Origin of the sequence: Ramlibacter sp. MMS24-I3-19 (assembly GCF_050320135.1) — a bacterium.
Taxonomy (GTDB): Bacteria; Pseudomonadota; Gammaproteobacteria; order Burkholderiales; family Burkholderiaceae_C; genus Ramlibacter.
Map to the genome: position 1 here is coordinate 2,268,281 of NZ_CP190017.1, position 24,586 is coordinate 2,292,866.

At 69.8% G+C, this 24,586-nt stretch carries 29 protein-coding genes and 1 pseudogene; 19 read left to right on the plus strand and 11 right to left on the minus strand.

Translation table 11 applies throughout. The annotated features are described in order from the left end of the window. The first annotated feature begins 49 nt into the window (after nt 1-49). Nucleotides 50-1,744 carry a long-chain fatty acid--CoA ligase gene (locus ACPWT1_RS11370; protein WP_427915471.1) on the plus strand — a complete coding sequence of 565 codons (1,695 nt, stop codon included), beginning with the start codon at nt 50-52 and terminating at the stop codon, nt 1,742-1,744. 132 nt (nt 1,745-1,876) lie between these two features. On the opposite strand, the gene ACPWT1_RS11375 is transcribed toward ACPWT1_RS11370, so the two are convergent. Continuing rightward, nucleotides 1,877-2,362 (minus strand): hypothetical protein, encoded by a 486-nt coding sequence (locus ACPWT1_RS11375; RefSeq protein ID WP_427915472.1) that lies wholly within the window; start codon nt 2,360-2,362, stop codon nt 1,877-1,879. A gap of 98 nt (nt 2,363-2,460) precedes the next feature. Here ACPWT1_RS11375 and ACPWT1_RS11380 point away from each other — a divergent pair, with 98 nt between their 5' ends. The 5 genes from ACPWT1_RS11380 to ACPWT1_RS11400 all read left to right on the plus strand — a co-directional run bounded on the left by ACPWT1_RS11380 (nt 2,461) and on the right by ACPWT1_RS11400 (nt 7,232). Beyond that, nucleotides 2,461-3,756 (plus strand): SDR family oxidoreductase, encoded by a 1,296-nt coding sequence (locus ACPWT1_RS11380; protein ID WP_427915473.1) that lies wholly within the window; start codon nt 2,461-2,463, stop codon nt 3,754-3,756. Continuing rightward, nucleotides 3,756-4,223: a DUF2269 family protein gene (locus ACPWT1_RS11385; protein ID WP_427915474.1), complete on the plus strand. Its 468-nt coding sequence runs from the start codon at nt 3,756-3,758 to the stop codon at nt 4,221-4,223. Before ACPWT1_RS11380 ends, ACPWT1_RS11385 begins: the two co-directional genes overlap by 1 nt. A gap of 4 nt (nt 4,224-4,227) precedes the next feature. Beyond that, the gene (locus ACPWT1_RS11390) at nt 4,228-5,121 is read left to right on the plus strand and encodes an NAD(P)/FAD-dependent oxidoreductase (protein WP_427915475.1); all 894 of its coding nucleotides are present in this window, start codon (nt 4,228-4,230) and stop codon (nt 5,119-5,121) included. 142 nt (nt 5,122-5,263) lie between these two features. Further along, entirely contained in the window at nt 5,264-6,376 is a 1,113-nt protein-coding gene (locus ACPWT1_RS11395; protein ID WP_427915476.1) for a mandelate racemase/muconate lactonizing enzyme family protein, read from the plus strand. Between the two features lies 1 nt (nt 6,377). Beyond that, the gene (locus ACPWT1_RS11400) at nt 6,378-7,232 is read left to right on the plus strand and encodes an ion transporter (protein WP_427915477.1); all 855 of its coding nucleotides are present in this window, start codon (nt 6,378-6,380) and stop codon (nt 7,230-7,232) included. A gap of 12 nt (nt 7,233-7,244) precedes the next feature. Here ACPWT1_RS11400 and ACPWT1_RS11405 read toward each other — a convergent pair whose 3' ends face one another. Beyond that, a complete protein-coding gene (locus ACPWT1_RS11405) occupies nt 7,245-7,607 on the minus strand; it encodes an SPW repeat protein (RefSeq protein ID WP_427915478.1) in 363 nt (120 codons plus the stop codon). A gap of 95 nt (nt 7,608-7,702) precedes the next feature. Then, nucleotides 7,703-9,040: an NAD(P)/FAD-dependent oxidoreductase gene (locus ACPWT1_RS11410; protein WP_427915479.1), complete on the minus strand. Its 1,338-nt coding sequence runs from the start codon at nt 9,038-9,040 to the stop codon at nt 7,703-7,705. Nucleotides 9,041-9,097: 57 nt separating this feature from the next. Here ACPWT1_RS11410 and ACPWT1_RS11415 point away from each other — a divergent pair, with 57 nt between their 5' ends. Next, nucleotides 9,098-10,105 (plus strand): LLM class flavin-dependent oxidoreductase, encoded by a 1,008-nt coding sequence (locus ACPWT1_RS11415; RefSeq protein WP_427915480.1) that lies wholly within the window; start codon nt 9,098-9,100, stop codon nt 10,103-10,105. Nucleotides 10,106-10,131: 26 nt separating this feature from the next. Further along, the gene (locus tag ACPWT1_RS11420) at nt 10,132-11,157 is read left to right on the plus strand and encodes a methionine synthase (RefSeq protein WP_427915481.1); all 1,026 of its coding nucleotides are present in this window, start codon (nt 10,132-10,134) and stop codon (nt 11,155-11,157) included. Between the two features lie 77 nt (nt 11,158-11,234). Here the strand turns inward: ACPWT1_RS11420 and ACPWT1_RS11425 are convergent, their stop codons facing one another. Further along, a complete protein-coding gene (locus ACPWT1_RS11425; RefSeq protein ID WP_427915482.1) occupies nt 11,235-11,348 on the minus strand; it encodes a GxxExxY protein in 114 nt (37 codons plus the stop codon). 83 nt (nt 11,349-11,431) lie between these two features. On the opposite strand from ACPWT1_RS11425, the gene ACPWT1_RS11430 reads away from it, so the two are divergent. After that, entirely contained in the window at nt 11,432-11,929 is a 498-nt protein-coding gene (locus tag ACPWT1_RS11430; protein WP_427915483.1) for a cupin domain-containing protein, read from the plus strand. Between the two features lie 112 nt (nt 11,930-12,041). Here ACPWT1_RS11430 and ACPWT1_RS11435 read toward each other — a convergent pair whose 3' ends face one another. Then, entirely contained in the window at nt 12,042-13,376 is a 1,335-nt protein-coding gene (locus tag ACPWT1_RS11435; protein WP_427915484.1) for an erythromycin esterase family protein, read from the minus strand. A 152-nt stretch (nt 13,377-13,528) separates the two neighbouring features. On the opposite strand from ACPWT1_RS11435, the gene ACPWT1_RS11440 reads away from it, so the two are divergent. Beyond that, nucleotides 13,529-13,957, plus strand: coding sequence for a hypothetical protein (locus ACPWT1_RS11440; RefSeq protein WP_427915485.1), 429 nt, complete (start codon nt 13,529-13,531; stop codon nt 13,955-13,957). Here the strand turns inward: ACPWT1_RS11440 and ACPWT1_RS11445 are convergent. Further along, entirely contained in the window at nt 13,947-14,999 is a 1,053-nt protein-coding gene (locus ACPWT1_RS11445; RefSeq protein WP_427915486.1) for an NADP-dependent oxidoreductase, read from the minus strand. The genes ACPWT1_RS11440 and ACPWT1_RS11445 overlap by 11 nt on opposite strands. Before the next feature lie 146 nt (nt 15,000-15,145). Here ACPWT1_RS11445 and egtB point away from each other — a divergent pair, with 146 nt between their 5' ends. The 4 genes and pseudogenes from egtB (at nt 15,146) to ACPWT1_RS11465 (ending at nt 18,461) form a co-directional block, all read left to right on the plus strand. Next, a complete protein-coding gene (gene egtB, locus ACPWT1_RS11450; protein ID WP_427915487.1) occupies nt 15,146-16,405 on the plus strand; it encodes an ergothioneine biosynthesis protein EgtB in 1,260 nt (419 codons plus the stop codon). Next, nucleotides 16,402-17,381 (plus strand): annotated as a pseudogene (gene egtD, locus ACPWT1_RS11455) (L-histidine N(alpha)-methyltransferase). The gene egtB and the pseudogene egtD overlap by 4 nt, the downstream one beginning before the upstream one ends. Before the next feature lie 16 nt (nt 17,382-17,397). After that, a complete protein-coding gene (locus tag ACPWT1_RS11460; protein WP_427915488.1) occupies nt 17,398-17,679 on the plus strand; it encodes a DUF427 domain-containing protein in 282 nt (93 codons plus the stop codon). 53 nt (nt 17,680-17,732) lie between these two features. Continuing rightward, nucleotides 17,733-18,461: a 2OG-Fe dioxygenase family protein gene (locus tag ACPWT1_RS11465; protein ID WP_427915489.1), complete on the plus strand. Its 729-nt coding sequence runs from the start codon at nt 17,733-17,735 to the stop codon at nt 18,459-18,461. Between the two features lie 6 nt (nt 18,462-18,467). On the opposite strand, the gene ACPWT1_RS11470 is transcribed toward ACPWT1_RS11465, so the two are convergent. After that, nucleotides 18,468-19,232, minus strand: a complete 765-nt coding sequence (locus ACPWT1_RS11470) for an SDR family NAD(P)-dependent oxidoreductase (RefSeq protein ID WP_427915490.1) — start codon at nt 19,230-19,232, stop codon at nt 18,468-18,470. Nucleotides 19,233-19,258: 26 nt separating this feature from the next. After that, complete coding sequence (locus ACPWT1_RS11475; protein WP_427915491.1) at nt 19,259-19,936, minus strand: RluA family pseudouridine synthase; 678 nt, start codon at nt 19,934-19,936, stop codon at nt 19,259-19,261. On the opposite strand from ACPWT1_RS11475, the gene ACPWT1_RS11480 reads away from it, so the two are divergent. Genes ACPWT1_RS11480 through ACPWT1_RS11490 form a run of 3 tightly spaced genes read left to right on the plus strand, consistent with a single transcriptional unit; the run spans nt 19,917 to nt 22,001 of the window. Beyond that, nucleotides 19,917-20,282, plus strand: coding sequence for a DMT family protein (locus ACPWT1_RS11480; RefSeq protein ID WP_427915492.1), 366 nt, complete (start codon nt 19,917-19,919; stop codon nt 20,280-20,282). The genes ACPWT1_RS11475 and ACPWT1_RS11480 overlap by 20 nt on opposite strands. Before the next feature lie 60 nt (nt 20,283-20,342). After that, nucleotides 20,343-20,990, plus strand: coding sequence for a DUF47 domain-containing protein (locus ACPWT1_RS11485; protein WP_427915493.1), 648 nt, complete (start codon nt 20,343-20,345; stop codon nt 20,988-20,990). Then, nucleotides 20,991-22,001, plus strand: coding sequence for an inorganic phosphate transporter (locus tag ACPWT1_RS11490; RefSeq protein WP_427915494.1), 1,011 nt, complete (start codon nt 20,991-20,993; stop codon nt 21,999-22,001). It abuts the gene before it with no gap. 25 nt (nt 22,002-22,026) lie between these two features. Here the strand turns inward: ACPWT1_RS11490 and ACPWT1_RS11495 are convergent, their stop codons facing one another. The 3 genes from ACPWT1_RS11495 to ACPWT1_RS11505 form a co-directional block, all read right to left on the minus strand. Beyond that, entirely contained in the window at nt 22,027-22,566 is a 540-nt protein-coding gene (locus ACPWT1_RS11495) for a GNAT family N-acetyltransferase (RefSeq protein ID WP_427915495.1), read from the minus strand. A gap of 87 nt (nt 22,567-22,653) precedes the next feature. Further along, on the minus strand, nt 22,654-23,100 hold the full coding sequence (locus ACPWT1_RS11500) for a TM2 domain-containing protein (protein ID WP_427915496.1): 447 nt from the start codon (nt 23,098-23,100) through the stop codon (nt 22,654-22,656). Then, nucleotides 23,097-23,621: an N-acetyltransferase family protein gene (locus ACPWT1_RS11505; RefSeq protein ID WP_427915497.1), complete on the minus strand. Its 525-nt coding sequence runs from the start codon at nt 23,619-23,621 to the stop codon at nt 23,097-23,099. The genes ACPWT1_RS11500 and ACPWT1_RS11505 overlap by 4 nt, the downstream gene beginning before the upstream one ends. 132 nt (nt 23,622-23,753) lie before the next feature. Here ACPWT1_RS11505 and rpsP point away from each other — a divergent pair, with 132 nt between their 5' ends. Then, entirely contained in the window at nt 23,754-24,017 is a 264-nt protein-coding gene (gene rpsP / locus ACPWT1_RS11510; protein WP_427915545.1) for a 30S ribosomal protein S16, read from the plus strand. Continuing rightward, entirely contained in the window at nt 24,014-24,583 is a 570-nt protein-coding gene (gene rimM / locus ACPWT1_RS11515) for a ribosome maturation factor RimM (protein ID WP_427915546.1), read from the plus strand. Before rpsP ends, rimM begins: the two co-directional genes overlap by 4 nt. The last annotated feature ends 3 nt before the right edge of the window (nt 24,584-24,586 follow it).

The following is a 24,586-nucleotide window of genomic DNA, read 5'->3' on the forward strand; positions in this document are numbered from 1 at the left end:
AGGCCGTGCCGCGCTCGCTACGCTGGAGCCCCTTTCGCGGAGATTCCCCTTGGAGCGCCCCCACTACCGCTTCTGGCCCAAGCGCCTGCCCCATGCCCTGACGCCGCCGCAGACCTCGCTGTGGGACAACCTGGCGATCAGCGCGCGTCGTTATCCGCACAAGGCCGCGCTGGTCTTCTTCGGCCGCGTGCTGACGTACGCACAGGTCGTCGCGCAGGCCGAGCGCCTGGCCGCGCGCCTGCACGCGCTGGGCGTTCGCAAGGGCGACCGCGTGATGCTGGACATGCAGAACTGCCCGCAGCTGGTGATCGCGCATTTCGCCATCCTGCGCGCCAACGCGGTGGTGGTGCCGGTCAACCCGATGAACCGGGCCGAGGAGCTGAAGCACTACATCCTCGATCCCGATGCGAAGGTGGCCATCGCCACCGGCGACGTCGCGGCCGAGATCGCCAAGGCCGACGCGCAGCTGCCCGAGGCGCAGCGCCTGGCCCATCTCATCGTCACGCAGTACACCGACGCCTTCGACGCGGACGTGCAGGGCCCCGAAGCGCCGCCGCCGGCGTGGCACGACTGGCTGCTCACGCGCCATCCGCTGCCGGCACTCGCGTCCGGCCAGGTGCACGACTGGCAGGCGGCGCTGGCCAACGACCTGCCGCTGCCCGAGCTGCAGGTGGGCATCGACGACCTGGCCGTGCTGCCCTACACCAGCGGCACCACCGGCCTTCCCAAGGGCTGCATGCATCCGAACCGCAGCCTGATGCACAACGCCGCGGCGAGCGCCGCGTGGGGCAATGCGACCGTCGAGAACGTCACCCTGCAGGTCGTGCCGATGTTCCACATCACCGGCATGGTCAGCGTGATGCACTCCAGCATCTACGTGGGCGCCACCCTCGTGCTGATGCCGCGCTGGGACCGTGAACTCGCCGGCCGCCTGATCTCGGGCCGCAAGGTGACGACGTGGACCAACATCCCCACCATGGTCATCGACCTGATGGGCAGCCCGAACTTCGAGCACTACGACCTCTCCAGCCTCGCCCACATCGGGGGCGGCGGCGCCGCGATGCCGCAGGCCGTGGCCCAGCGGTTGCTGGAGCAGTTCGGACTGAAGTACGTCGAGGGCTACGGCCTCACCGAGACGGCGGCGCCGTCGCACAGCAATCCGCCCGACGCGCCCAAGCAGCAATGCCTGGGCATTCCGTTCATGAGCTGCGATGCGCGCGTGGTCGATCCCGAGACGCTGCGCGAGATGCCGGTCGGCGAGCAGGGCGAGATCATCATCCACGGCCCGATGGTGTTCGACGGCTACTGGAAGCGGCCGGACGCCACGGCGGCGGCGTTCATCGAGCTCGATGGCAAGCGCTTCTTCCGATCCGGCGACCTGGGGCGCATGGACGAGGAAGGCTACTTCTTCATCACCGACCGGTTGAAGCGGATGATCAATGCGTCGGGCTTCAAGGTGTGGCCGGCGGAAGTGGAGGCGCTGATGTTCCGCCATCCGGCCATCCAGGAAGCCTGCGTGATCTCCACCAAGGATGCCTACCGTGGCGAGACGGTGAAGGCAGTGGTGGTGCTGCGCGCCTCGCACAAGGGCAAGGTGAGCGAGCAGGAGATCATCGACTGGTGCCGCGAGAACATGGCCGTCTACAAGGTGCCGCGCATCGTGCAGTTCGCCGACGCGCTGCCCAAGAGCGGCAGCGGGAAGGTGATGTGGCGCACGCTGCAGGAGGCGGAGGCGCGCGGCTGAAGAGGAAGGCGAAAGCGGGCAGCCGAACGCGAAAGACGCGAAACAAACGCGAAAGACGCAAGAGAACTCTGGGAAGTTTCTTCCGCGTTCTTTTGCGCGATTTCGCGTCTTTCGCGTTCGGCTGTCCTGCCTTCAGTTCCCCCAGCGCAATCGCCGCATTGCGACCGTCCCGGCGGCCAGCCCCAGCGCGAACACGGCATAGGACGCCACCAGCGCCGGCTTGCCCACGCGATGCTGGAAGCCCGGCGTCAGCCGCTCGGGGGTCAGCTTGAAATCGACCAGCGCCGCGACCGCCGCCGTTGCGGCGCCGGCTGCCAGCGCGGGCACGGGCTCGCGCATCTCGGTGGGTTCGCGGACCGCGCGCGCCAGCAGCACGGCCCAGAACGACGCCGCCAGGTGGTACGTCACGTAGCCCAGCACGGTGTGCCTGGCATCCGGCAGGTCGGCATCCAGCGCTTCCTTCTGGCCCCACAACCACTGGCTGGTGGCGTTCATCGGCGCCGCCGCCGACGGCGTTGTGCGCGCGCCTGCCACTGCCAGCACGGCAGCGGAGCCGATCGCCGCGAGCGAGCCGGACAGGGCGGCTTCCGCCAGCATGGGTGTCCATCGTTGGTCCATGCGAGCCAGTCTAGGGACGGGGTCCCGGGCGTCGGGCGCGGCATTGCAAAACGTGACCGCACGCACGCACGCCTGCGCTTGCCGCATCATCGTCCGCCATGCGCGTGTTGCTGACCGGTGCCACCGGCCTCATCGGTGGAGCGATCCTGCAGGCCCTGCTGCGCGCGGGCCACCAGGTGCTGTGCGCGGTGCGCGACCCGGCGCGATTGCCCGCGAAAGGACCGCAGTGCGGCGGCATGGCGGTCGATCTCGCGGCCGTGCCGTCGGCCGACTGGTGGCTGCCGCGGCTGCGCGGCGTCGACGCGGTGGTGAATGCCGTGGGCATCCTGCGCGAAAGCCATGGCCAGACTTTCGAGGCCCTGCATGACCGCGCGCCCGCCGAGCTGTTCCGCGCCGGCGCGCGCGCCGGCGTGCGGTGCGTGGTGCAGATCTCGGCCCTCGGTGCGGACGCGAGTGCGACCACGCCGTATTTCCGCAGCAAGCGCGCGGCCGACGAGGTGCTGCGCTGGTTGCCGCTTGCGGGCGCGATCGTGCAGCCCTCGCTGGTGTTCTCGCCGCAGGGCCCGAGCACGGCCCTGTTCCTCACGCTGGGCTCGGCGCCGCTGCTGCTGTTTCCGCTGCGCGGGGCGATGCCGGTGCAGCCCGTGCACCTGGACGACGTGGTGGCGGGCGTGATGGCCGTGCTCGCGGCGCCGCCTGGCCGCCTCGAGACGATCGCCTTCGTCGGGCCCAGGCCGCAGCCGCTGCGCGATTACCTCGCAGCGCTGCGTCGGCAGGTGGGCCTGGGCCGCGGCCCGCTCGTGCTGCCGATGCCCGTGGCGTTGTTCCGGTGGGGCGCGGGGATCGCGGGCCGCGTGCCAGGCAGCGCGCTCGATGCCGACACCGCGCGCATGCTGCTGCAGGGGAATGCCGCGCCGCCGGAGCGATTCGCGCAACTGCTCGGACGAGCGCCGCGTGAGGTGGACACGTTCATCTCGCCGGAGGAGGGCGACTCCCTGCGCCCGCAGGCGGTGCTCGGTTGGGCGCAGCCGCTGCTGCGGCTGGCGCTGGCCGCCCTGTGGATCTGGACCGCCATCGTGTCGTTCGGCCTCTATCCTGTCGAGGACAGCTACGCATTGCTGGCGCGGGTCGGTTTGCACGGTGCGGTCGCATCGCTCACCCTCTATGGAGCCGCGGCGCTGGACCTGCTGCTGGGCCTGCTGACGCTCGCAGCGCCGGCGCGCTGGCGGCCGTGGGTGTGGCTCGCGCAGTTCGCGCTGATCGCCGGCTACACCGTGCTGATCACGGTTTTCCTGCCCGAATACTGGCTGCACCCCTACGGACCGATCAGCAAGAACCTGCCGATCATGGCCGCCATCGCACTGCTGTGGGCGCTCGAGCCGCGCCGCCGCTGATGGATTACCTCGTCGTCAAATGGCTTCACATCCTCTCCTCGACGGTGCTGTTCGGCACCGGCATCGGCTCGGCCTTCTACCTGCTGGTGGCGACGCTTGGGCGCGATGCGCGCACGGTGGCCACGGTGAGCGGCTACGTGGTCGTGGCCGACTGGCTGTTCACGGCCACCACCGCGGTCATCCAGCCAGTGACGGGCTGGATGATGGTGCGGCAGTCGAACATGCCCTGGAGCCAGCCATGGCTGATGCATTCGATCGCGCTTTACGTGCTGGCGATCGCGTGCTGGATCCCGGTGGTCGGCATCCAGGTGCGGCTGAAGACCGAATCGCGCGCCTGCGTCGATGCCGGCCGGCCGCTCTCGACGCGCTACTGGAAGCTGTTCGCGGCATGGGTGGCGCTGGGCGTGGTGGCGTTCTTCGCCTTCCTCGCGATCTTCTGGCTGATGGTCACCAAGCGGCTGCCCTGACGTGATGGCCAGCGACGACCTCGACTGCCTGATCATCGGCGGCGGTCCCGCGGGGCTGACCGCCGGTGTCTATCTCGCTCGCTACCGCCGCCGCATCCTGCTGGTCGATGCCGGCGACAGCCGCCTCGCGCTGATCCCGCGCTCGCGCAACGTGCCGGGCTATCCCGATGGCATCGAGGGCCGCGAGTTGCTCGCGCGGTTGCGTGCGCACGCGCAGCAGTACCACGTGCCGATGCAGCAGGGACGGGTCGAGCGGCTCTCTGGCCGCGAGGGTGCCTTCGAGGCGATCGTGGACGGCCAGCGCTTGCGTGCGCGCAAGGTGCTGCTGGCCACCGGCGCGCGCGACGTCGTGCCGGAACTCCCGGGTGCCGACGAAGGTCTGGCCGCGGGCAACGTGCGCTACTGCCCGGTGTGCGACGGCTTCGAGACGCAGGGACAGCGCGTCGCCGTGCTCGGTCGCGAGATCCACGGGCTGCGCGAGTCGCTGTTCGTCGCCGGCTTCGACAACCAGGTCACGTGGCTGTCGATGGGGTCGCAGGAGAGCGTTCCGCCGGAGGCGATGGCGCGGTTGCGGCAACGCGGCGTGCTGATCGCCGACCAGATGCCGCTGCACATCCGCTGCATGCCGGGCGAGGGTGTCGAGGTCGAGATGGCCGATGGGCCCCGCCTGATGTTCGATGTGCTCTATCCGGCGCTCGGCTTGCAGCACGCGTCGGGGCTGGCGACGGGACTCGGTGCGGAACTGCAGGCGAACGGGCAGTTGCTCGTCGACGACCACCTGCAGTCGACGGTGCAAGGGCTGTATGCGGCTGGCGACGTGGCCGCGGGGTTGAACCAGATTGCCGTTGCGTATGGGCATGCGGCGATTGCTGCGACGGCAATCCATAACTCCCTGTGAGCTTTGCGTTCGGGGGCGCGCGGCAGGCAGCGCGCTTCATGACGCAATGCCGCGTGCAGGCAGCGTGCTTGGTCAAGCCCGGGATGACACCCTCCGACGGCGACCTGCCACTCGCTACGATCCCCGCAAGGAGACACCCCGCATGAAGATCAAGCAGGTCACGCCTTTCATCCTCCACGTGCCCGTCACCGGGTCGCAGATTGCCGACAGCACGCACAGCATCACGCACTGGGGCGTGGTCGGCGCGCGGATTGACACGGATAACGGCCTCTCGGGATTTGGGTTCACCGGCACGCATGCGCACCTGCCCAGCGACCAGCTCATCGCGCGATGCATCGCCACCTGCCATGCACCTTTGCTCGCGGGCGAGGATGCGCATGACGTGCAGCGGCTGTGGACGAAGCTGGCGCGCAATCCGGCGCTGCAGTGGATCGGCCGCGCCGGCATCACCACGCTGGCGCATGCGGCCCTCGACGTCGCTCTGTGGGACCTGAAGGCGAAGGCCGCGGGCGTGCCGCTGTGGAAGCTGCTCGGCGGCCAGGTGCGCGAGCGCGTGCGGGCCTACAACACCGACATCGGCTGGCTGAGCATCGCCGACGACAAGCTGGTGGACGGCGCCCGGCGCGCGGTGCAGGAGGGATTCAGCGGCATCAAGATCAAGGTCGGGTCCACGGTCGAGCGCGACCTGCGGCGGCTGGAGGCGGTGCGCAAGGCCATCGGCCCGGACGTGACGCTGGCCGTCGACGGCAACGGCAAGTGGGACCTGGCGACCTGCCTGCGCTTCTGCCGCGGCGCCGAACCGTTCGACGTGTACTGGTTCGAGGAGCCGCTCTGGCACGACGACGTGAAGGGCCATGCGCAGCTGGCGCGCGCCACGACGATCCCGGTGGCGCTGGGCGAGCAGCTGTACACGCAGGATGCGTTCATCGAGTTCTTCCACCAGGAGGCGATCCACTGGGTGCAGCCCGACGTCACGCGCATGGGCGGCCTCACCGAAGTGCTGCGGGTGTGCGAGGCGGCGCATGCGTACCGGCTGCCGGTGGCGCCGCATGCGGGCGACATGAGCCAGGTGCACGTGCACCTGAGCTACGCGCATCCGGCGGTGCAGGTGCTGGAGTACATCCCCTGGATCAAGGACTGCTTCACCGACTCCGCCGAGGTGCACGACGGCTTCTTCCGTGTGCCGCAGCAGCCGGGCGCCGGCACCACGCCGACTGCGCGGGCCGTGCAGCAGTACGCCAAGGCTGTCGCCTGACATGGACCTGCAGCGGCCCGCGCCCGACGCCGCGCCGCGGCAGCGTTGGCGCCAGCGCCTGTACCGCGTCATCTGGGAGTCGGACACGCCGGCCGGCCGCCTGTTCGACCAGGTGGTGCTGGCGGTCATCCTGGCCAGCGTGGCGGTCGTGCTGCTCGACAGCGTGCATGCGGGCAACGAGCGCCTGCGCCGCCTGTTCACGATGCTGGAGTGGATCTTCACCGCGCTGTTCACGCTGGAGTACCTCGCGCGTCTCGTGAGCGTGCAGCGGCCGCTGCGCTACGCCCTCAGCTTCTTCGGCGTCGTCGACCTGCTGGCGGTGCTGCCCACGTACCTGGCGCTGTTCCTGCCGGAGATGTACGTGCTGATCGACGTGCGCATCCTGCGGCTGCTGCGCATCTTCCGGATCTTCCGGCTCACCGCCTACGTCGACGAGTACCAGGTGATGGGCCAGGCGCTGTGGGCCAGCCGCCGCAAGATCCTGGTGTTCCTGGCCGCCGTGGTGATGATCGACCTGGTGATGGGCACGGTGATGTACGTGGTGGAAGGGCCGGAGCACGGCTTCACCGACATCCCGACCTCGGTGTACTGGGCCATCACCACGATGACCACCGTGGGCTTCGGCGACATTGCGCCCAAGACCGATCTCGGGCGCTTCATCTCGTCCGTGATGATGCTGGTGGGCTGGGGCACGCTGGCCGTGCCCACGGGCATCGTCACCGCGGAGATGACGATGCGCAGGCACGCGCGCGCACCCATCCTGCCGCGCACCTGCGCGGGGTGCGGCGCCACGGGCTATGGCCCCGAGGCGAACTTCTGCCAGCAGTGCGGACGAGCGCTGCCGCCGGCGTCCTGAAGCGGCCGCGACTCAATGCACCAGGCGGTCCCACCAGCCGCCGAATTCCTTGTCGGTGGCCAGCACCCACAGCGTGAGCACGACCGCCGCCAGGCCGGTGAACAGTGCCACCTGCACGGCCAGCGTCGTGCCCGCGAAGCCCAGCACCCACGGCGAGACCATCAGGGCCACGCCGAGCGCCGCGCCGAACCACTCTTCCCACGCGCGCGGCAGCAGGATGGCGCCGACCGAGACGGCGACCAGCAGCAAGCCGAACGTGAGGAACGTGGCCATCGCCACCCGGGGTTCCTGCAGGCCGAGGATCCAGGGCGACACGATCAACCAGGCACCCAGCAATGCATTCACCGGGTCCTGCCAGTGCTTCATCTGCCTCATACCAGTCTCCTTGCGCCGCGAACGCGGCCCTGGTTGGACCTGGCTGGTGCGTGCGGGTTCCGGCACACGTGCGTGCGAGGCACGCCGAGCGAGGCTCAGCCGTCGATGGGCGCGGGCTCGATGTCGGTCACCACGCGCGCATAGCGCTCGTGGCTCCAGTAAGCCGTGGCCCAGTCGAACAGCACCACGATCCGGTTGCGAAAGCCGATCAGGAACCAGATGTGCGCGAACAGCCAGAACAGCCAGGCCGGGTAGCCGCTGAACTTCAGGCGGCCGAGCGGCGTGGTGAGGTCGACCACGCCGGCATTGCGGCCGATGGTGGCCAGGTTGCCGTAGTCGCGGTAGCGGAACGGTTGGGTGGGCTTGCCCGCCAGCCGCTGCCGCAGATTGGCGGCGGCCGTGCGGCCCATCTGCTTGGCCGCCGGCGAGACACCGGGCACCGGCGCGGGCTCCTTCCCAGGGACGAAGCTGCGTGCCGCCGCCAGGTCGCCGATCACGCTGATCTCCGGATGGCCGGGCAGCGTGAGGTCGGGCTCGACCGCGATGCGCCCCGCGCGATCGACCTGCGCACCCGTGGCCGTCGCGAGCTGCCGTCCCAACGGTGAGGCCGCGACACCCGCGGCCCACACGATGCAGCGGGCGGGGATGTGGTACGGGTCCCCCTCGGCCGGCTGCACCTGCAGTCCGCGCGCGTCGATGGCGGTGACGCGCGCATCGGTGCGCACCTCCACGCCGAGGCGCGCCAGCTGCTGCGCGGCGCGCGCGCTCAGGTCCTCGGGCATCGCCTGCAGCACGCGCGGGCTGCCTTCCACCAGCAGCACGCGCGCGCTGGCCGGATCGATGCGGCGGAACTCGCCGGGCAGCGTGTGGCGCGCGATCTCGGCCAGGGTGCCCGCCATCTCCACGCCAGTCAGGCCGCCCCCGATGACGACGAAGGTCAGCCATTCCGCGCGCTGCGCGGGGTCGGCCTTCTTCTCGGCGGTCTCGAAGGCGAGCAGCACGCGGCGGCGGATCTCGAACGCATCGTCCAGCGTCTTCAGGCCGGGCGCGGCGGTGGCCCACTCGTCGTGGCCGAAGTAGCTGTGCGTGGCGCCCGCGGCAACGATGAGGTGGTCGTAGGGCAGGGACTCCTCGTCCGTCAGGTGCACCAGCCGCTGCTGCGCGTCGATGGACGACACCTCGCCGAGCAGCGTGGTCACGTTGGATTGCTTGCGGAACAGGTGCCGCACCGGTGCGGCAATCGCCGGCGCCGACAGGCCGGCGGTCGCCACCTGGTACAGCAGCGGCTGGAAGAGATGGTGGTTGGTGCGATCGACCAGCGTGATGTCCACCGGCGCGTCATGCAGGGCCCGGGTCGCTTCCAGCCCGCCGAACCCGCACCCGACGACGACGACGCGGGGACGGCGGCCGGGAGTGTCGGGTGCAGCGGGCATGGGCCGATTATGGGCAACCCTGCTGCAGGGGCCCTGGCGTTGTGCGAAGCTGCACGGATGCCATTGCCGTTGCGCCTGTCCGTGCTGGACCAGTCGGTGGCCCGCGCGGGACGCCCGCAGGACGAATCCATCCGCCAGTCCGTCTCCCTTGCCGAACGCTGCGAGGCGCTGGGCTTCCACCGCTTCTGGTTGAGCGAGCACCACGCGCATCCCACGCTGGTGGGCACCGCGCCCGAGGTGCTGATGGCCGCGGTGGCCGCGCGCACGCAGCGCATCCGCATCGGAAGCGCCGGCGTCATGCTGCCGCACTACGCCCCGTTCAAGGTCGCCGAGCAGTTCCGCGTGCTCGATGCGCTGGCGCCCGGCCGCATCGACCTTGGCGTGGGGCGCGCTCCCGGCAGCGACCAGCGCACGGCGCGGGTGCTCAATGCCAACCTCCAGTCGGCCGACGACTTCCCGCAGCAGGTGCTGGAGCTCAAGGCGTGGGTGAGCGGCGAGGACCTCCCCGAAGGCCATCCGGGCCACGGCGTGCGTGCGTTGCCCATGGGCAGCACCGCGCCGCAGCTGTGGATGCTGGGAAGCTCCGGCTATGGCGCGCAGTTGGCCGGGCACTTCGGCCTGCCGTACGCGTTCGCGCACTTCATCACCAACGGCGAGGGTTGCCGGCAGGCGCTGGACCTGTACCGGGCGACGTTCCGTCCCGGCGTGCTGGAGAAGCCGCAATGCACGGTGTGCGTGTCCGCGCTCGCGGCCGAGACCGACGAGGAAGCATGGCACCTGTTCAAGAGCCGCGAGCGCGCCCGCATCGATCGCGCCACGGGCCGGCTCGGACCGCTGCTGCCGCCCGAGCAGGCCGAGCGTGCGTACTCGCCGTCGGAGCAGCACGAAGCCCGCGCCCTGCGCGAGCTGGCCATCGTGGGCAGCGCGTCGCGTGTGCGCGAGCGGTTGCTGGCGCTGGCCGACGAGACGCAGGTCGACGAGGTGGTGATCGTCACCTGGACCTGGGACCCCGCGGCGCAGCGCCGCTCGTACGAACTGCTGGCCGAAGCGTTCGCGCTCGGCTGAGACCGATGCAACCACCAGGAGACACCATGTTCCCCACCGCCATCGCGGGCAGCCTGCCCAAGCCGGCCTGGCTGGCCGAGACCCACAAGCTCTGGCCGCGATGGAAGGAGCAGGGCGACGCGCTGCGCCAGGCCAAGGCCGACGCCACGCTGCTGTGGATCAAGGCGCAGGAGGATGCGGGGCTGGACATCGTGGGCGACGGCGAGCAGTCGCGGCAGCACTTCGTGCACGGCTTCCTGGAGCAGGTCGAGGGCATCGACTTCGAGCACAAGGTGAAGATGGGCATCCGCGACAACCGCTACGACGCGATGGTGCCGCAGGTGGTGGCCCCGCTGCGGCTGAAGGGTCGCGTGCATGCGTTCGAGGCGCAGCTGGCGCGCGCCCATACGAAGAAGAAGCTGAAGTTCACGCTGCCCGGCCCGATGACCATCGTCGACACGGTGGCCGACCGGTACTACAACGACCGCGTCGCGATGGCGATGGCCTTTGCCGAGCTCCTGAACCAGGAGGCGCTGGCGCTGCAGGCCGACGGCGTGGACGTGATCCAGTTCGACGAGCCGGCGTTCAACGTGTACCTGAAGGACGCCGCCACCTGGGGCGCGCAGGCGCTCGAGCGCGCGGCGCGCGGCCTCACCTGCACGACGGCCGTGCACATCTGCTATGGCTACGGCATCCAGGCCAACATCGACTGGAAGCACACGCTGGGCGACCAGTGGCGGCAATACGAACAGGTTTTTCCCGCCCTTGCCGCAAGTTCGATCGACCAGGTCAGCCTGGAGTGCTACCACTCGCACGTGCCGCCCGAGCTGATGAAGCTGCTGCCCGGCAAGGACGTGATGGTCGGCGTGATCGACGTGGCGAGCGACGAGGTGGAGACGCCCGAGCAGGTGGCCGACACCATCGGCCGCGCGTTGCAGTTCGTGGCGCGCGAGCGGCTCATCCCCTGCACCAACTGCGGCCTGGCGCCGATGGACCGCGAGATCGCCCTGCGCAAGTTGCAGGCGCTGGGGCAGGGGGCTGCGCTCGCGAGGCAGCGCTTCAGCGGAGGCTGAAGGCGGACTCCCAAACGCAGAGGACGCAGAGCGAGCGCAGAGGGCGCGGAGGAATCACTGAGTGGGAAGGTGGTGGCTCACCACGCGGTAAGCGCGCCCGCATAGGCACTCTCGAGCAGGCCTGGGCCGAAGATCTGCTGCACTTCGATGGCTGCGCCGATGACGAGCCTCGTCAATTCCTTCGTTGCCATCCGTATTTTCTGCGTCCTCTGCGCTTGCTCTGCGTTTGGGAGTTCTGCCCGCGTCCACGAACAACTGCAGTACCCTCTGGCCCATGGATCACGACCACGACCATCCGCACGACCATGGCGACACGCGCTGGAAGCACGACGGCGTGCGCGTGATTCCCGGCAACCAGCTCGATGGCAACGTGCCGTCCACGCCGGGGATGGACCGCAAGGCCGCGATCAACTTCGCACGCGTCGGCGCGCAGAAGCTGTGGGCCGGCACGGTCACGATCCACGCCAATGCCAAGACCGGCGCGCACCACCACGGCCACCTGGAAAGCGTGATCTACGTGGTGAAGGGCCGCGCCCGCATGCGCTGGGGCGAGCACCTGGAGTTCACCGCCGAGGCCGGTACCGGCGACTTCATCTACGTGCCGCCGTACGTGCCGCACCAGGAGATCAACGCCAGCCCGACCGAGGTGCTCGAATGCGTCCTGTGCCGCAGCGATGGCCAGGCCGTGGCGGTGAACCTCGACATCGCGCCGGCCGAGAAGCCCGAGACGGTGCTGTGGGTGGATCCCACGCATCCGACCGGCGCGGTCTGAGTCGCTGGCGCCGGGATTGTCATTGCGGGCTTGGCCCGCAATCCAGTTGCGGCGCTCGATCAGGCGCTGTCGCTGGATCCCGGGTGAAGCCCAGGATGACGGCGAGCAGCGCTCACATGCCCTCCGGATACGTCTCGGGCACCTCCCCTGACACGCATTGGCCGGCGCCGTCCTCGAGCGCCTGCAACGCGCGCGTGCGGTCGACATGGATGACGGCGTCGAACTGGGCGCCGATACGCGCGGTGAAGTAGTGGCTGCGACGCTCGGTCTCCGGCAGGTAGATCACGCCGATTGCACGTTCCAGCAGCGGCTGGTCCAGGGCCTGCCGCAACCCGTCGCCCTCCTGCGCCAGCAGCAGGAAGCGGGCGTGCCCCACCTCGTGGAACAGCGCCTCCCAGCTGCCGGACAGCCCCGGCACCACGTCCTTCACGGCGGCGGGTTCGTCCCATTCGGACGCGGCGCGCACGGTGCCGTCGTACGTCGTGAACCCGAGGAGGAAGACCTCGTCGGGCCAGCGCTTGCGCATCAGCTCGCCGACGTTCCATTCGCCCTGATCGGCCATGCCGGTGGCGCGCGCGTCGCCCAGGTGCGAGTTGTGCGCCCACACCGCCATGCGTGGCGGCTGGCCGGTGCGCTCCTGCAGGTGGGCACTCAGCGCCTGCAGCGTGTCGGCCATGTGCAGGTCGCGCAGGTTCCACGACGAGGCGCGGCCCCGGTACATGGAGCGGTAGTACTGCTCCGCATTGCGCACGAGGCGCGCGTTCTGCTGCGCATGGAAGAGGGCGTCGGGATCTGCCTCGTCGCCGGGGGAAGGCGCTGCGCGCAGCATGTCCGTGAGCTGGGCAACCACCGCGTCCTCGCAGCTGAAGCCGGTGCCGAAGCCCGCCGCATAGCCGTATGCCTGCAGGTTCTGCTGGAAGTGGTCGAAGCAGCCATAGCGCAGGCGGGCGCGCCGGGCGGCTTCGGGATCGGCCTTGTCGAGGTACTCGAGCACCGCGCGCACCGAACCGAACAGGCTGTACAGGTCCATGCCGTAGACCCCGGCCTGTTCCCACGGCGGCCGACCGCGGTTGAAGTCGCGCAGCCATTCGATGAAGTCGACCATCACCGTGTTGCGCCACATCCAGGTCGGGAAGCGCTGGAAGCCCGAGAGGGCCTCGTGCGCCGGACCGTCGGCCAGTCCGCGCACCCAGCGGTTGACCTGCCAGGCGTCGGGCCAGTCGCCTTCGATCACCACCGCGCGGCAGCCATGCCGCTCGACCAGCTCGCGCGTGAGCCGGGCGCGGATCGCATAGAACTCATGGGTGCCGTGGCTGGCCTCGCCAAGCAGGGCGATGCGGCGCGTGGAAAGGGCGCGGACCAGATCGTCGAGCGGCAGGTCGCCGGTGAAGTCCTGCGCATGGGCGCGCACCTCGCCAAGCAGGTCGTTGGGCCGCAGTCGCTGCATGTATCGCCTCTGGCAATCGTCGTGCCGACATCCGTCGTCGTCGGTCATCTCCTACAACCCTGCAAGGGAGGATGACAGCGTCACCCCGGCCTTTCCTACACCGACGCTCCTGCTGGGCTGGCTACAACCGCTGTCTCGACAGGAGGTGCCCGATGCTCGACCGTCGCCGTTCCATGGCAATGCTGGCCCTGCGCTGCACCGCGATCGCGTGCGTGGCAGTGGGCGCGTCCGGTGCTGGTGCGCGCGAACCGGCGCTCAAGGTGCCGTCATACGACAAGCCGCGGCCCGGCCTCTATGGCCGCATCGAAGTGCGCGGCGCGCCGCCGCCGGTGATCTACGCGGAGCCGGTGGTGGCCCGTCCTTCGATCGATCGCGCGGGGCCCCCGGTGTACCTGTACGTGCCGCCGGGCCAGGTGCGCAGGTGGGCGCAGCACTGCAACCAATGGAACGCCTGCGAACAGCCGGTGTACTTCGTGCGGGTGGACCACAGCCCGAGTCGCCTCGGCGGGTGGAAGAAGACGCAGCGCCCGCAACCCGCCGATTCGCCGGTGCTGCAGGTGCTGAACCGCTTCACGTCGTGAGGGCTTCGTCCTTCGCGACCTGCAGCACGAGCTTGCCGAAGTTGGCGCCGGTGAACAGCCGGTTGAGGGCATCCGGAAACTGCTCGATGCCTTGCACGATGTCCTCGCGGCTCTTCAGGCGCCCGTCGCGCAGGTAGCCGGACAGCTCCGCGATCGCTTGCGGGAAGCGGTCGTTGTAGTCGAACACCACCATGCCCTGCATGCGCGCGCGGTGGACCAGCAGCGACAGGTAGTTGCGCGGGCCCTTCACGGCTTCGGTGTTGTTGTACTGGCTGATCGCACCGCAGATGACGATGCGGGCCCGCATCGCCAGGCGCGCGAGCACCTCGTCCAGGATGTCGCCGCCCACGTTGTCGAAGTACACGTCCACGCCCCTGGGGCAGTGCTCCTTCAGGCCGGCGCGCACCGGGCCGGCCTTGTAGTCGATGCAGGCATCGAAGCCCAGTTCGTCCACCACCCAGTCGCACTTCGCACGGCCGCCCGCGATGCCCACTACGCGGCAGCCCTTGATCCTGGCCAGCTGGCCGACGGTCTGCCCCACCGCACCGGCAGCACCGGAGACCACGACCGTGTCGCCGGGCTGCGGCTGGCCGACGTCGAGCAGGCCGAAGTAGGCCGTCATGCCGGGCATGCCCAGCACGTTCAGCCATTGCGGGATGGTGCCCAGCCGCGCGTCGATGCGCGCGAGGCCTGCCTTCGCGGCCTCCGCCGCGCTGAACGTCGCGACCTCCTGCACGCCGAGCACGCCGGCGACCAGCGTGCCGACGGGGAATGACGCATGGCTGGAGGCGAGCACCCGGCCAACGCCGCCGGCGCGCATCACTTCGCCGAGGCCGACGGGTGCGATGTAGCTCTTGCCTTCGTTCATCCAGCCGCGCATCGCAGGGTCGAGCGACAACGCGAGCGTGCGCACCTGCAGGCCGCCTGGTGGCGGCGGCTGCACCGGCTCGACGGCCTGCTGCCAGTCGTCATGGGTCGGCATGCCCACGGGCCTGCGGGCGAGGCGGAACTGGCGGTTGCTCTGCGGTACGGCGGCGATCATGGGCATCTCTCCTGTGCGGACCCATCCTAGTCGCGCGCTCAAGGCCTTGCGGTAGCGCTTGCGACACGCCCGGCCTCGCCCACGGCAGCACGGCTGCATGCTGTAATGGCCCACGCCGCGGCGCGACACAGCACCAGGAGACACCGATGGCCAGTCCCTCCCCACTCCGGCAGCGGCCTGTCGAGCTGCCACCGCCGCGCGCCGCGATCGGCGAGCGGTTCACCCAGGTCCGCGCGCACACCCTGGCACTCGCGTCGACGCTCGGCCCGGAAGACCAGTGCGTGCAGTCCATGCCGGACGCGAGTCCGACCAAGTGGCACCTCGCGCACACCAGCTGGTTCTTCGAAGCCGTCGTGCTCGCGGCCCATGCCCCGGCCTACAGGCCGTTCCACCCCGCGTTCGGGCGGCTGTTCAACTCGTATTACGAATCGCTGGGGCCGCGTCATCCGCGTCCGCAGCGCGGGCTCCTCACGCGTCCCACGCTCGCCGAGGTGCATGCCTATCGCGCGCACGTGGAGGCCGGCGTGCAGGCCTTCATCGCCGCAGCCGACGAGTCCGCCTGGACGGCCGCGGCACCGCTGCTCGAACTCGGCCTGCAGCACGAGCAGCAGCACCAGGAGCTGATCGCCACGGACATCCTGCATGCCTTCTCGTGCAATCCGCTGCTGCCGGCGTGGCAGCCGCAGGACGCGCCGGCGCTGCGACTGGCCAGCGCCACCGCACCGCTGCGTTGGCTGCGCCACGTGGGCGGCCACGTCGAGATCGGCCATGACGGCGAGGGGTTCTCCTTCGACAACGAGGCGCCTCGTCATGCGGTGCTGCTGCGTCCCTTCGAGCTGGCCGACCGGCTGGTGACCTGCGGCGAGTACCTGCTGTTCATCGAGGACGGCGGCTATGCGCGCCCGGCCTTGTGGCTCTCCGACGGCTGGGCCGCGGTGCAGTCGCAGGGCTGGTCAGCGCCTGCGTACTGGCTTGCGCCTGGCGACCCGCGCGCACCTGCGCAGGGCTGGCAGGTGTTCGGTCCGCATGGCGTGCGACCGCTGGACCCGGCCGCGCCCGTCACCCAGCTCAGCTTCTACGAAGCGGCCGCGTATGCCGACTGGGCCGGCGCCCGCCTGCCCACCGAGTTCGAGTGGGAGGCGATGTGCGACGCGCCGGGAATCGCGCAGATGACGGGCCATGCGTGGCAGTGGACGCGGTCGGCGTACGAGCCGTACCCGGGCTTTCGTCCCCTGGCCGGCGCGGTGGGCGAATACAACGGCAAGTTCATGGTGGGCCAGCAGGTGCTGCGCGGCGGCAGTGCCTTCACGCCGCCGGGACATGCGCGGCCCACGTACCGCAACTTCTTTCCGCCGGCGGCCCGCTGGCAGTTCTCGGGGCTGCGCCTGGCGCGGGAGTGTGCATGACGGCGCAGGTGGTGTCCTTGTCGCGCGCGGCTGACGCGATCGCGCCGGCCGCAGTCGAATCCGAGTTCCTGCAGGACCTGCGCCGCGCGCTCGCGTCGCCGCCGCATGCGATCTCGCCCAAGTACTTCTACGACGCCGAGGGATCGCGGCTGTTCGATCGCATCTGCGACCTGCCCGAGTACTACCCCACGCGCACCGAGCGCGGCATCCTGGCCGCCTGCGCGGCCGAGATCGCGAAGCACACCGGCATCGGCGGCGATCTCGTCGAATTCGGTGCCGGCTCGTGCAGCAAGGTGCGCCTGCTGCTGGATGCACTGCAGCCGCGACGCTACGTGCCGATCGACATCTCCACCGAGCACCTCGAAGGCGCCGCGGCCCAGCTGGCCAGCGAGCATCCCGGCCTGCTGGTGCTGCCGCTCGCGGCCGACTACACGGCCACGATGCGCTTGCCGCCGCCCTTGGCAGGCGCGCCGCGCATCGGCTTCTTCCCGGTTCGACGATCGGCAACTTCACGCCCGCCGAGGCGCTGCAGTTCCTGCGCGGCGCCGCGCGGATGCTGCGCGGAGGGGGCCTGCTGCTCGGTGCCGACCTGGTGAAGGATCCGGCGGTGCTGCATGCGGCCTACAACGACGCGCAGGGCGTCACCGCCGCGTTCAACCTCAACCTGCTGGCGCGGGCCAACCGCGAACTGGGCACCGACTTCGACCTCGGCCGCTTCTGGCACGGCGCGTTCTACAACGCCGCCCAGCAGCGCATCGAGATGCACCTGGTGAGCCGCGAGCGCCAGCAGGTGCGCCTGGCCGGCGAGGACTACACGCTCGAGGCGGGGCAGGCGCTGCACACGGAGAATTCGCACAAGTTCAGCATCGAGGGCCTGCGCCGGCTGGCGCGCCAGGCGGGGTTCGATCCAGGACCGGCGTGGACCGACCCCGACCACCTGTTCAGCGTGCACTGGCTGCGCGCGCCCGCGGACTGAGGCAACGGAGCAAGGCATGAAGGCGACCTGGAACGGCAGGGTGATCGCGCAGAGCGACGACACGGTGGTGGTGGAGGGCAACCACTATTTCCCCGAGAGCGCGCTGGACCGACGCTACGTGAGCTTCTCCAACCACAAGACCACCTGCGCGTGGAAGGGACAGGCCAGCTACTACTCGCTGCTGGTCGACGGCGAGCTGAATCCCGATGCCGTCTGGTACTACGCGGACCCCAAGCCCGAAGCCGAGATGGTGCGAGGCCGCGTCGCGTTCTGGAAGGGCGTGACGGTGACCGACTGAGCATCGGGGCCGCGCCAGCCGCAGGGCCTCCAACGCGGCGGTAAGCTCGCGGCATGCTGTTCTCCCCTCCGTACTGCGCCGCCGGCGAGGCTCCCGCGCTGCTGCGCTCGCGCGGCTATGCCGTGGTGAGTCCCCAGGGCGTCGCGGCCCTCGCGGGATGCGAGGTCGCCGACCTGCAGGCGCTCGTTCCCTCCTGGAACGACCTGCCGCCCGACACCTACCTGAAGGACGGCGGCCGCTACCGCCGGCGCCGGCATTCGTGCTTCGTCGTGGAAGGCGAGGGGCTGCAGCAGGCGCCGCACCGCGCGCACTGGCAGCCGGTGGAATACAACGCCTTGCACGGCGGCATGCAGCGCTGGTTCGAGCCGATGCGAACGGACGTGGCGAGCGCGCCCGCATGGCGGCAACTCCTGCTGGCGCTGGGCCGCGTGAGTTCGCAGCTGAAGGGCGGGCAGCCCTGGTTCATCGAGGCGCACCAGTTCCGCATCGACACCACCGATGGTATCGGCCGCCCCACGCCGGAGGGCGCGCACCGCGACGGCGTCGACGTGGTGGCCGTCTTCCTGGTCGGGCGGGAGGGCATCAAGGGCGGCGAGACGCGCGTGTTCGAGGCCGACGGCCCCGCCGGCCAGCGCTTCACGCTCACCGAGCCCTGGAGCCTGCTGCTGCTGGACGACGCGCGCGTGATCCACGAGACCACGCCGATCCAGCCGACCGCGGCCGGCGGGCACCGCGACACCCTGGTGCTGACCTACCGGGCCGGCGGGTTCCAGGGCGACTGAGAGACGTCAGCCGCGCACGTCGGCGACGGCGTTCGCGCCGAAATCCTCGCGCGCCAGGAACGCCAGCACGCGTGCGGCGGCCTCGGCCGGCGAGGTGAGCATGCCCCGGGACTTCATGCCCTGGAAGTTGCCGACATCCGGAAAGCGGTCGGGATCCGCGCTGCGCAACTGCACCTGCATGTCGGTGTCGATCACGCCGGGCGCCAGCGAGCACACCTTCGCGCCGTGCCGGCCGCGCTGCTCCTCCTCCAGGGCGACGCAGCGGGTGAAGTGGTCCATGCCCGCCTTGGCCGCGCAGTAGGCCGCCTGCGACGCCATCGCGCGCCGGCCCAGTCCCGAGGAGATGTTCAGCACCTTGCGCTGGCACTTCCACGCGACTGTCGCACGCAGGAACGCGCCCGTGAGCAGCATCGGCGCTTCCAGGCCCACGCGCAGCGCCTGCGACAGGTCGGCCGCCGCGATGTCGCCGACCGGCGCGATGGTGGGGATCACGCCCGCGTTGTTGATCAGCGTGACGCCGGCGAGGTCGCCTTCGCCATGCGCGGCGAGCCAGGTCTCCAGCTTGGCCGCGGCGGCGTCGGGGCGCGCGAGGTCCTGCGGCCACTGTTCGAGGCGCAGGCCCCGGGCCTGTGCACGGGCCGTCAGCGCGTCGTTGGTCTTGCGCGAGATGCACAGCAACTCGTGGCCGGCATCGAGCAGTTGCTCGGCCATGGCGAGGCCCATGCCGCGCGAGGCGCCGGTGAGGATCGTGAGGTGGGAGGTGCTTGCCATGCGGCGATGGTAAGCGTCGATCGCGCCTAGAAAGGCGCGGCGCTGGCCCAGTGCATGGGCTCTCCAGTCGCGGGGTGCGCGAGGCGCAAGTCGCACGCGTGAAGCCACAGGCGCGGTGCCGCGGCAGCGATGTCGGGCGGTGCGTAGAGCGCATCGCCGACGATGGGATGGCCGATCGCCAACAGGTGCACGCGCAGCTGGTGCGACCGTCCTGTGACGGGCTCCAGCGCAAGGCGCGTCGTGCCGGGCCGCGGTCCCGGTCCCAGCACCTGCCAGCGCGTGAGGCTGGGCTTGCCGTGCACCGGGTCCACCTGCTGGCGCGGACGATTCGGCCAGTCGGCGCCGAGCGGCAGGGCGATCTCGCCGTGCGTCTCCGAAGGCGTGCCCGCCACCACCGCTTCATAGCGCTTGTGCACCTCCCGCTGTTCGAAGGCGCGCGCCAGCCGGCGCTGCATGGCAAGCCCGCGGGCCATCAGCCACAGGCCGGAGGTCGCCATGTCGAGCCGATGCACGACCAACGCATCGGGGTACAGGGACTGCACGCGTGTCGCCAGGCAGTCCTGCTTGTCCTGCCCGCGCCCCGGCACGCTCAGCAGATCCGCAGGCTTCAGCGCCACCACGCACCAGGCGTCGACGTGCAGCAGCTCGGGCTGGCCCGCAGCTTCACTCGATAATCCGACCCCCATGCCGATTCTCTCCGCCATTCCGTTCTCGCTCCAGACCATCGTGCTGCTGGTGTGCTCCAACCTGTTCATGACGATGGCCTGGTACGGCCACCTGAAGAACCTGGCCGACCGTCCGTGGTGGATCGCCGCGCTGGTGAGCTGGACGATCGCCCTGGCCGAGTACCTGCTGCAGGTGCCGGCCAACCGCATCGGGTTCGAGCGGGCCGGATTGTCGGTGGCGCAGCTGAAGATCATGCAGGAGGTGATCACGCTGTCGGTGTTCGTGCCGTTCGCCGTGCTTTACCTGAACCAGCCGCTGAAGCTGGATTACCTGTGGGCCGCGCTGTGCATGGTGGGCGCGGCGTACTTCATGTTCCGCGGCTGAGTCTGCCCGGGGGCGCGGTTACACTGCGCGCCGTCCCCACACCCACCAAAAGGCCTCCGGATGCTTTTCGGCAAGCTGCTGCCGCGCGAAGGCAACTTCTTCGAGATGTTCAACCAGCATGCGGCCCGCATCGTCGAGGCCGCGCAGGCCTTCGCCAAGCTGGTGGCGAACTACTCCGACCCGCAGCTGCGCGAGCAGTACATGCGCCAGGTGGACGAGGCCGAGCGAGCCGCCGACCGCGTGACGCACGACGTCAACCGGCTGATCCACAAGACCTTCATCACGCCGATCGACCGCGACCAGATCCACACGCTGATCAACACCATGGACGACGTGGCGGACCTCCTGCAGGACTCGTCCGAGACCATGGCGCTGTACGACGTGCGCAAGGTCAACGAGGAGATCACGCGCCTCACCGACGTGTCGGTGCGCTGCTGCGAGCGGGTGAAGGAAGCGGTGTCCATGATCGGCGACCTGGCCGATGCAGCCACCGCCGAGGCCGCGCTCAAGACCTGCGAGGAGATCGACCGCCTCGAATCGGACGCCGACCGCGTGATGCGCGCGGCCATGAGCCGGCTGTTCCGCGACGAGCCCGACGTGCGCGAGGTGATCAAGCTCAAGGCCATCTACGAGCTGCTGGAGCGCATCACCGACAAATGCGAGGACGTGGCCAACGTCATCGAAGGCATCATCCTCGAGCACTCCTAAATGGAAGCGGCACAGACCGCCCTGTGGGTGGTGATCCTGCTGGTGGCGCTCGCCCTGGCATTCGACTTCATGAACGGCTTCCACGACGCGGCGAACTCCATCGCCACGGTCGTGTCCACGGGGGTGCTGAAGCCCACCACCGCGGTGCTGTTTGCGGCGTTCTTCAACATCGTCGCGATCTTCATCTTCCACCTGAGCGTGGCGGCGACGATCGGCAAGGGCATCGTCGAACCGGGGATCGTCGACACGCACATCGTGTTCGGGGCGCTCGCGGGCGCGACGGCCTGGAACCTGGTCACCTGGTGGTACGGCATCCCCAGCAGCTCGTCGCATGCGCTGATCGGCGGCATCGTCGGGGCCGTCATCGCCAAGACCGGCGCGCAGGCGCTGATCGCGGCCGGCATCTGGAAGACGGTGCTGTTCATCTTCGTCTCGCCGCTGCTCGGGTTCCTGCTCGGTTCGCTGATGATGGTGCTGGTGTCGCACATCTTCCGCCGCGCCACGCCGGCGCGCATCGACCGCTGGTTCCGCCGGCTGCAGCTGCTCTCGGCCGGCGCCTACAGCCTCGGCCACGGCGGCAACGACGCGCAGAAGACCATCGGCATCATCTGGCTGCTGCTGATCGCCAGCGGCCACGTGGCCGCGGACTCGAAGTCGCCGCCGACCTGGGTGATCGCCGCCTGCTACGTCGCCATCGGCGCGGGCACGATGTTCGGCGGCTGGCGCATCGTCAGGACCATGGGCCAGAAGATCACCAAGCTCAAGCCCGTGGGCGGCTTCTGCGCCGAGTCCGGCGGCGCGCTGACGCTGTTCCTCGCCACGGCGCTGGGAATCCCCGTGTCGACCACCCACACGATCACCGGCGCCATCGTCGGCGTCGGTTCCACGCAGCGCGCAAGCGCCGTGCGCTGGGGCGTGGCTGGCAACATCGTGTGGGCGTGGATCTTCACCATCCCGGCCTCGGCCTTCGTCGCCGCGATCGGGTACTGGGTCAGCCTGCAGATCTTCTGATGCCCGCCTTCGCGGGAATGACAAGCTAACGCGCGATCGCGGGCGGGCGCGGATGCAGCCGCGCCATCGAGAAGCTGTCCACATACTCGCCGCCCTTGAGGGCATAGCCCTTGTGGCAGCCTTCGTCGACGAAGCCCATGCTCTCGTAGAGCTGCTTGGCACGCGGGTTGTCGGCATGCACGTGCAGCTCGATACGCAGAACGCCGCCCCAGTTGTCGGCCCAGTCCAGCAGGCGCGCGATCATGCGGCGGCCGATGCCGCGGCCCTGCCACTCGGGCGCGATGGCGATGCCCAGTCCGCGCACGTGCGCACGACGCAGGCTGAGGCCCGCAATGTGCAGCCCCGCGCTGCCCACCACCTCGTCACCGGCCACGGCCACCAGCCTGCACTCGCGCGGCTCGACGCGTTGCAGGAACTCCAGGCGCGAGGCGACCGGCATGTCGGGCACCTGCAGCGTGCCTTCGACGGTGCCGACGCGGCCCATGAAGGCGGAGATGCCGGCGGCATCGGCCGGTTCGGCGGCGCGGATGGTGATCTCGGAAGTGACGGCCTGGCGGGCGTCCATGGCGATGCTCCTGCGGCTGAATGGAAGAGCCACCTTAGCGCAACGCGGCCGGCGGACGAAATGCCGGGTGCGCATGGCTGCATGCGCTCACTGCGAGATCTGGCGCCCGGCTTCGACCTGGTTCTCGAAGTACCCCTGGAAGCTCAGCGCGATGCTGGTCATCAGCACGGTCGCGCCGAACATCAGCGCGAGCACGATGGCCCAGATGGTGGCCCAGGTGGTGACGCCTGCCGGCGACTCGGGCGGCGCCGACGGGTTGAAGCGCGCATTCCACTCGTGCGGCTTGGCCAGGCCGTAGACGATGGCCGTCAGGCAGCAGCCGGCGAAGGTGAAGCCGAGGATGGGCGTGAGCACCCAGCTGAGTCCGTCGTCCTGTCCGAGCGACACCATGCGCAGCACGCCGTAGGCGCCAACCAGCGTGGGCACCGGCAGAAGCCACCCCAGCCAGTCGGTCCAGCCATGCAGGTAGAAGCGGTGCAGGCCGAACGGGCCGCCCGCGAAGGCCAGCCACGCGGCCACGGTCTTGCTCTTCATGCCTCGGGCGAGCTGCCGTCCCCGGCGCCGACGACGCGGTCCATCAGCACGATGTCGAGCCAGCGGCCGAACTTCCAGCCGCACGAGGCGATGGTGCCCACCTGCTTGAAGCCGAGCGCGCGGTGCACGCCGATGGAGCCCGCGTTGGCCGAATCGCCGATCACGGCGATCAGCTTTCGCACGCCGGCTGCCTCGGCCTTGTCGATGAGCGCGGACAGCAGTTGCCGGCCTAGTCCCTTGCCGGCCGCCTCGGGATGCAGGTAGATCGAATCCTCGGCGGAAAAGCGGTAGGCGGGCCGCGGCTTGAACCACTGGCAGTACGCATAGCCCGCGACGCGGCCGCCGTCCTCGATCACGAGCCAGGGCAGGCCCTTGGCCAGCACGTCGGCCCGGCGCGCGGCCATCTCGGCTTCGGTGGGCGGCGTGGTCTCGAAGGTACCGGTGCCATGCAGCACGTGGTGGCCGTAGATGGCGGTGATGGCGGGCAGGTCGGCGTCCGTGCTGGGGCGGATCGTGGGCATCTGGGAGCTTTGGCTATAATCGTGGGCTTTCCAGCGTGTCGCTGGCCGGGTGGCCATGTCGCGTGTCTCAACGCTGGAAGACTGTCGCGCAGTCGCTGTCTTTGGCGACTCGGACCACCCGAAGGATAAATCATGGTCGTGATTCGACTCTCCCGCGGCGGCTCCAAGAGCCGTCCCTTCTTCAACATCGTCGTTGCCGACAAGCGCGTGCGCCGCGATGGCCGCTTCATCGAGCGCCTGGGTTTCTACAACCCGATCGCCAAGGACAACGAGGAAAGCATCCGCGTTGCCCAGGACCGCCTGACCTACTGGCGCGGTGTCGGTGCCACGGCGTCGCCGACGGTCGAGCGCCTGCTGAAGCAGGCCGCCGCCAAGGCGCCTGCCGCCGCGGCCTGACCGCAGTGAACCTCGAGCCGGCCGACCTGCCGGCCGACGCCATCGAAGTCGCACGCATCCACGATGCGTGGGGCGTCAAGGGCTGGTTCAAGGTCCTGCCCCACAGCGCTTCCCCGGAAGCGCTTTTTTCTTCCAAACGCTGGTTCCTGCAGCCGTCCGAGAGGGCGGCCAAGCCTGCCTTCACCGGCACGGTGCTGCTGCGCATCCGCGAGGCGAAAGAGCACTCCGACAGCATCGTCGCCACGGCGCACGATGTCGAAGGCCGCGATGACGCCGAGGCCCTGAAGGGCGCGCGCGTGTTCGTGGCGCGTTCGAGTTTTCCGACCGCGGGCGACGACGAGTACTACTGGGTCGACCTGATCGGCCTGCAGGTGGTCAATCGCGAAGGCGTCGTGCTGGGCGAGGTCAAGGACCTGATGGCCACCGGCCCGCAGACCGTGCTGGTCCTCGGCTACGAGGAAGCCGGGAAACCGGCCGAGCGCATGATCCCGTTCGTGGCCGCCTACGTCGATGCGGTCGATGTGGCGGGCAAGCGCATCACCGTCGACTGGCAGCCCGACTACTGAGGG

What these genes read in the sequence shown, in the direction of transcription:
- ACPWT1_RS11375 (WP_427915472.1), bottom strand. Translation starts at nt 2,362, where the DNA reads ATGGACCAACGATGGACACCCATGCTGGCGGAAGCCGCCCTGTCCGGC.
- ACPWT1_RS11380 (WP_427915473.1), top strand. Translation starts at nt 2,461, where the DNA reads ATGCGCGTGTTGCTGACCGGTGCCACCGGCCTCATCGGTGGAGCGATC.
- ACPWT1_RS11385 (WP_427915474.1), top strand. Translation starts at nt 3,756, where the DNA reads ATGGATTACCTCGTCGTCAAATGGCTTCACATCCTCTCCTCGACGGTG.
- ACPWT1_RS11390 (WP_427915475.1), top strand. Translation starts at nt 4,228, where the DNA reads ATGGCCAGCGACGACCTCGACTGCCTGATCATCGGCGGCGGTCCCGCG.
- ACPWT1_RS11395 (WP_427915476.1), top strand. Translation starts at nt 5,264, where the DNA reads ATGAAGATCAAGCAGGTCACGCCTTTCATCCTCCACGTGCCCGTCACC.
- ACPWT1_RS11400 (WP_427915477.1), top strand. Translation starts at nt 6,378, where the DNA reads ATGGACCTGCAGCGGCCCGCGCCCGACGCCGCGCCGCGGCAGCGTTGG.
- ACPWT1_RS11405 (WP_427915478.1), bottom strand. Translation starts at nt 7,607, where the DNA reads ATGAGGCAGATGAAGCACTGGCAGGACCCGGTGAATGCATTGCTGGGT.
- ACPWT1_RS11410 (WP_427915479.1), bottom strand. Translation starts at nt 9,040, where the DNA reads ATGCCCGCTGCACCCGACACTCCCGGCCGCCGTCCCCGCGTCGTCGTC.
- ACPWT1_RS11415 (WP_427915480.1), top strand. Translation starts at nt 9,098, where the DNA reads ATGCCATTGCCGTTGCGCCTGTCCGTGCTGGACCAGTCGGTGGCCCGC.
- ACPWT1_RS11420 (WP_427915481.1), top strand. Translation starts at nt 10,132, where the DNA reads ATGTTCCCCACCGCCATCGCGGGCAGCCTGCCCAAGCCGGCCTGGCTG.
- ACPWT1_RS11425 (WP_427915482.1), bottom strand. Translation starts at nt 11,348, where the DNA reads ATGGCAACGAAGGAATTGACGAGGCTCGTCATCGGCGCAGCCATCGAA.
- ACPWT1_RS11430 (WP_427915483.1), top strand. Translation starts at nt 11,432, where the DNA reads ATGGATCACGACCACGACCATCCGCACGACCATGGCGACACGCGCTGG.
- ACPWT1_RS11435 (WP_427915484.1), bottom strand. Translation starts at nt 13,376, where the DNA reads ATGCAGCGACTGCGGCCCAACGACCTGCTTGGCGAGGTGCGCGCCCAT.
- ACPWT1_RS11440 (WP_427915485.1), top strand. Translation starts at nt 13,529, where the DNA reads ATGCTCGACCGTCGCCGTTCCATGGCAATGCTGGCCCTGCGCTGCACC.
- ACPWT1_RS11445 (WP_427915486.1), bottom strand. Translation starts at nt 14,999, where the DNA reads ATGATCGCCGCCGTACCGCAGAGCAACCGCCAGTTCCGCCTCGCCCGC.
- egtB (WP_427915487.1), top strand. Translation starts at nt 15,146, where the DNA reads ATGGCCAGTCCCTCCCCACTCCGGCAGCGGCCTGTCGAGCTGCCACCG.
- ACPWT1_RS11460 (WP_427915488.1), top strand. Translation starts at nt 17,398, where the DNA reads ATGAAGGCGACCTGGAACGGCAGGGTGATCGCGCAGAGCGACGACACG.
- ACPWT1_RS11465 (WP_427915489.1), top strand. Translation starts at nt 17,733, where the DNA reads ATGCTGTTCTCCCCTCCGTACTGCGCCGCCGGCGAGGCTCCCGCGCTG.
- ACPWT1_RS11470 (WP_427915490.1), bottom strand. Translation starts at nt 19,232, where the DNA reads ATGGCAAGCACCTCCCACCTCACGATCCTCACCGGCGCCTCGCGCGGC.
- ACPWT1_RS11480 (WP_427915492.1), top strand. Translation starts at nt 19,917, where the DNA reads ATGCCGATTCTCTCCGCCATTCCGTTCTCGCTCCAGACCATCGTGCTG.
- ACPWT1_RS11475 (WP_427915491.1), bottom strand. Translation starts at nt 19,936, where the DNA reads ATGGCGGAGAGAATCGGCATGGGGGTCGGATTATCGAGTGAAGCTGCG.
- ACPWT1_RS11485 (WP_427915493.1), top strand. Translation starts at nt 20,343, where the DNA reads ATGCTTTTCGGCAAGCTGCTGCCGCGCGAAGGCAACTTCTTCGAGATG.
- ACPWT1_RS11490 (WP_427915494.1), top strand. Translation starts at nt 20,991, where the DNA reads ATGGAAGCGGCACAGACCGCCCTGTGGGTGGTGATCCTGCTGGTGGCG.
- ACPWT1_RS11495 (WP_427915495.1), bottom strand. Translation starts at nt 22,566, where the DNA reads ATGGACGCCCGCCAGGCCGTCACTTCCGAGATCACCATCCGCGCCGCC.
- ACPWT1_RS11500 (WP_427915496.1), bottom strand. Translation starts at nt 23,100, where the DNA reads ATGAAGAGCAAGACCGTGGCCGCGTGGCTGGCCTTCGCGGGCGGCCCG.
- ACPWT1_RS11505 (WP_427915497.1), bottom strand. Translation starts at nt 23,621, where the DNA reads ATGCCCACGATCCGCCCCAGCACGGACGCCGACCTGCCCGCCATCACC.
- rpsP (WP_427915545.1), top strand. Translation starts at nt 23,754, where the DNA reads ATGGTCGTGATTCGACTCTCCCGCGGCGGCTCCAAGAGCCGTCCCTTC.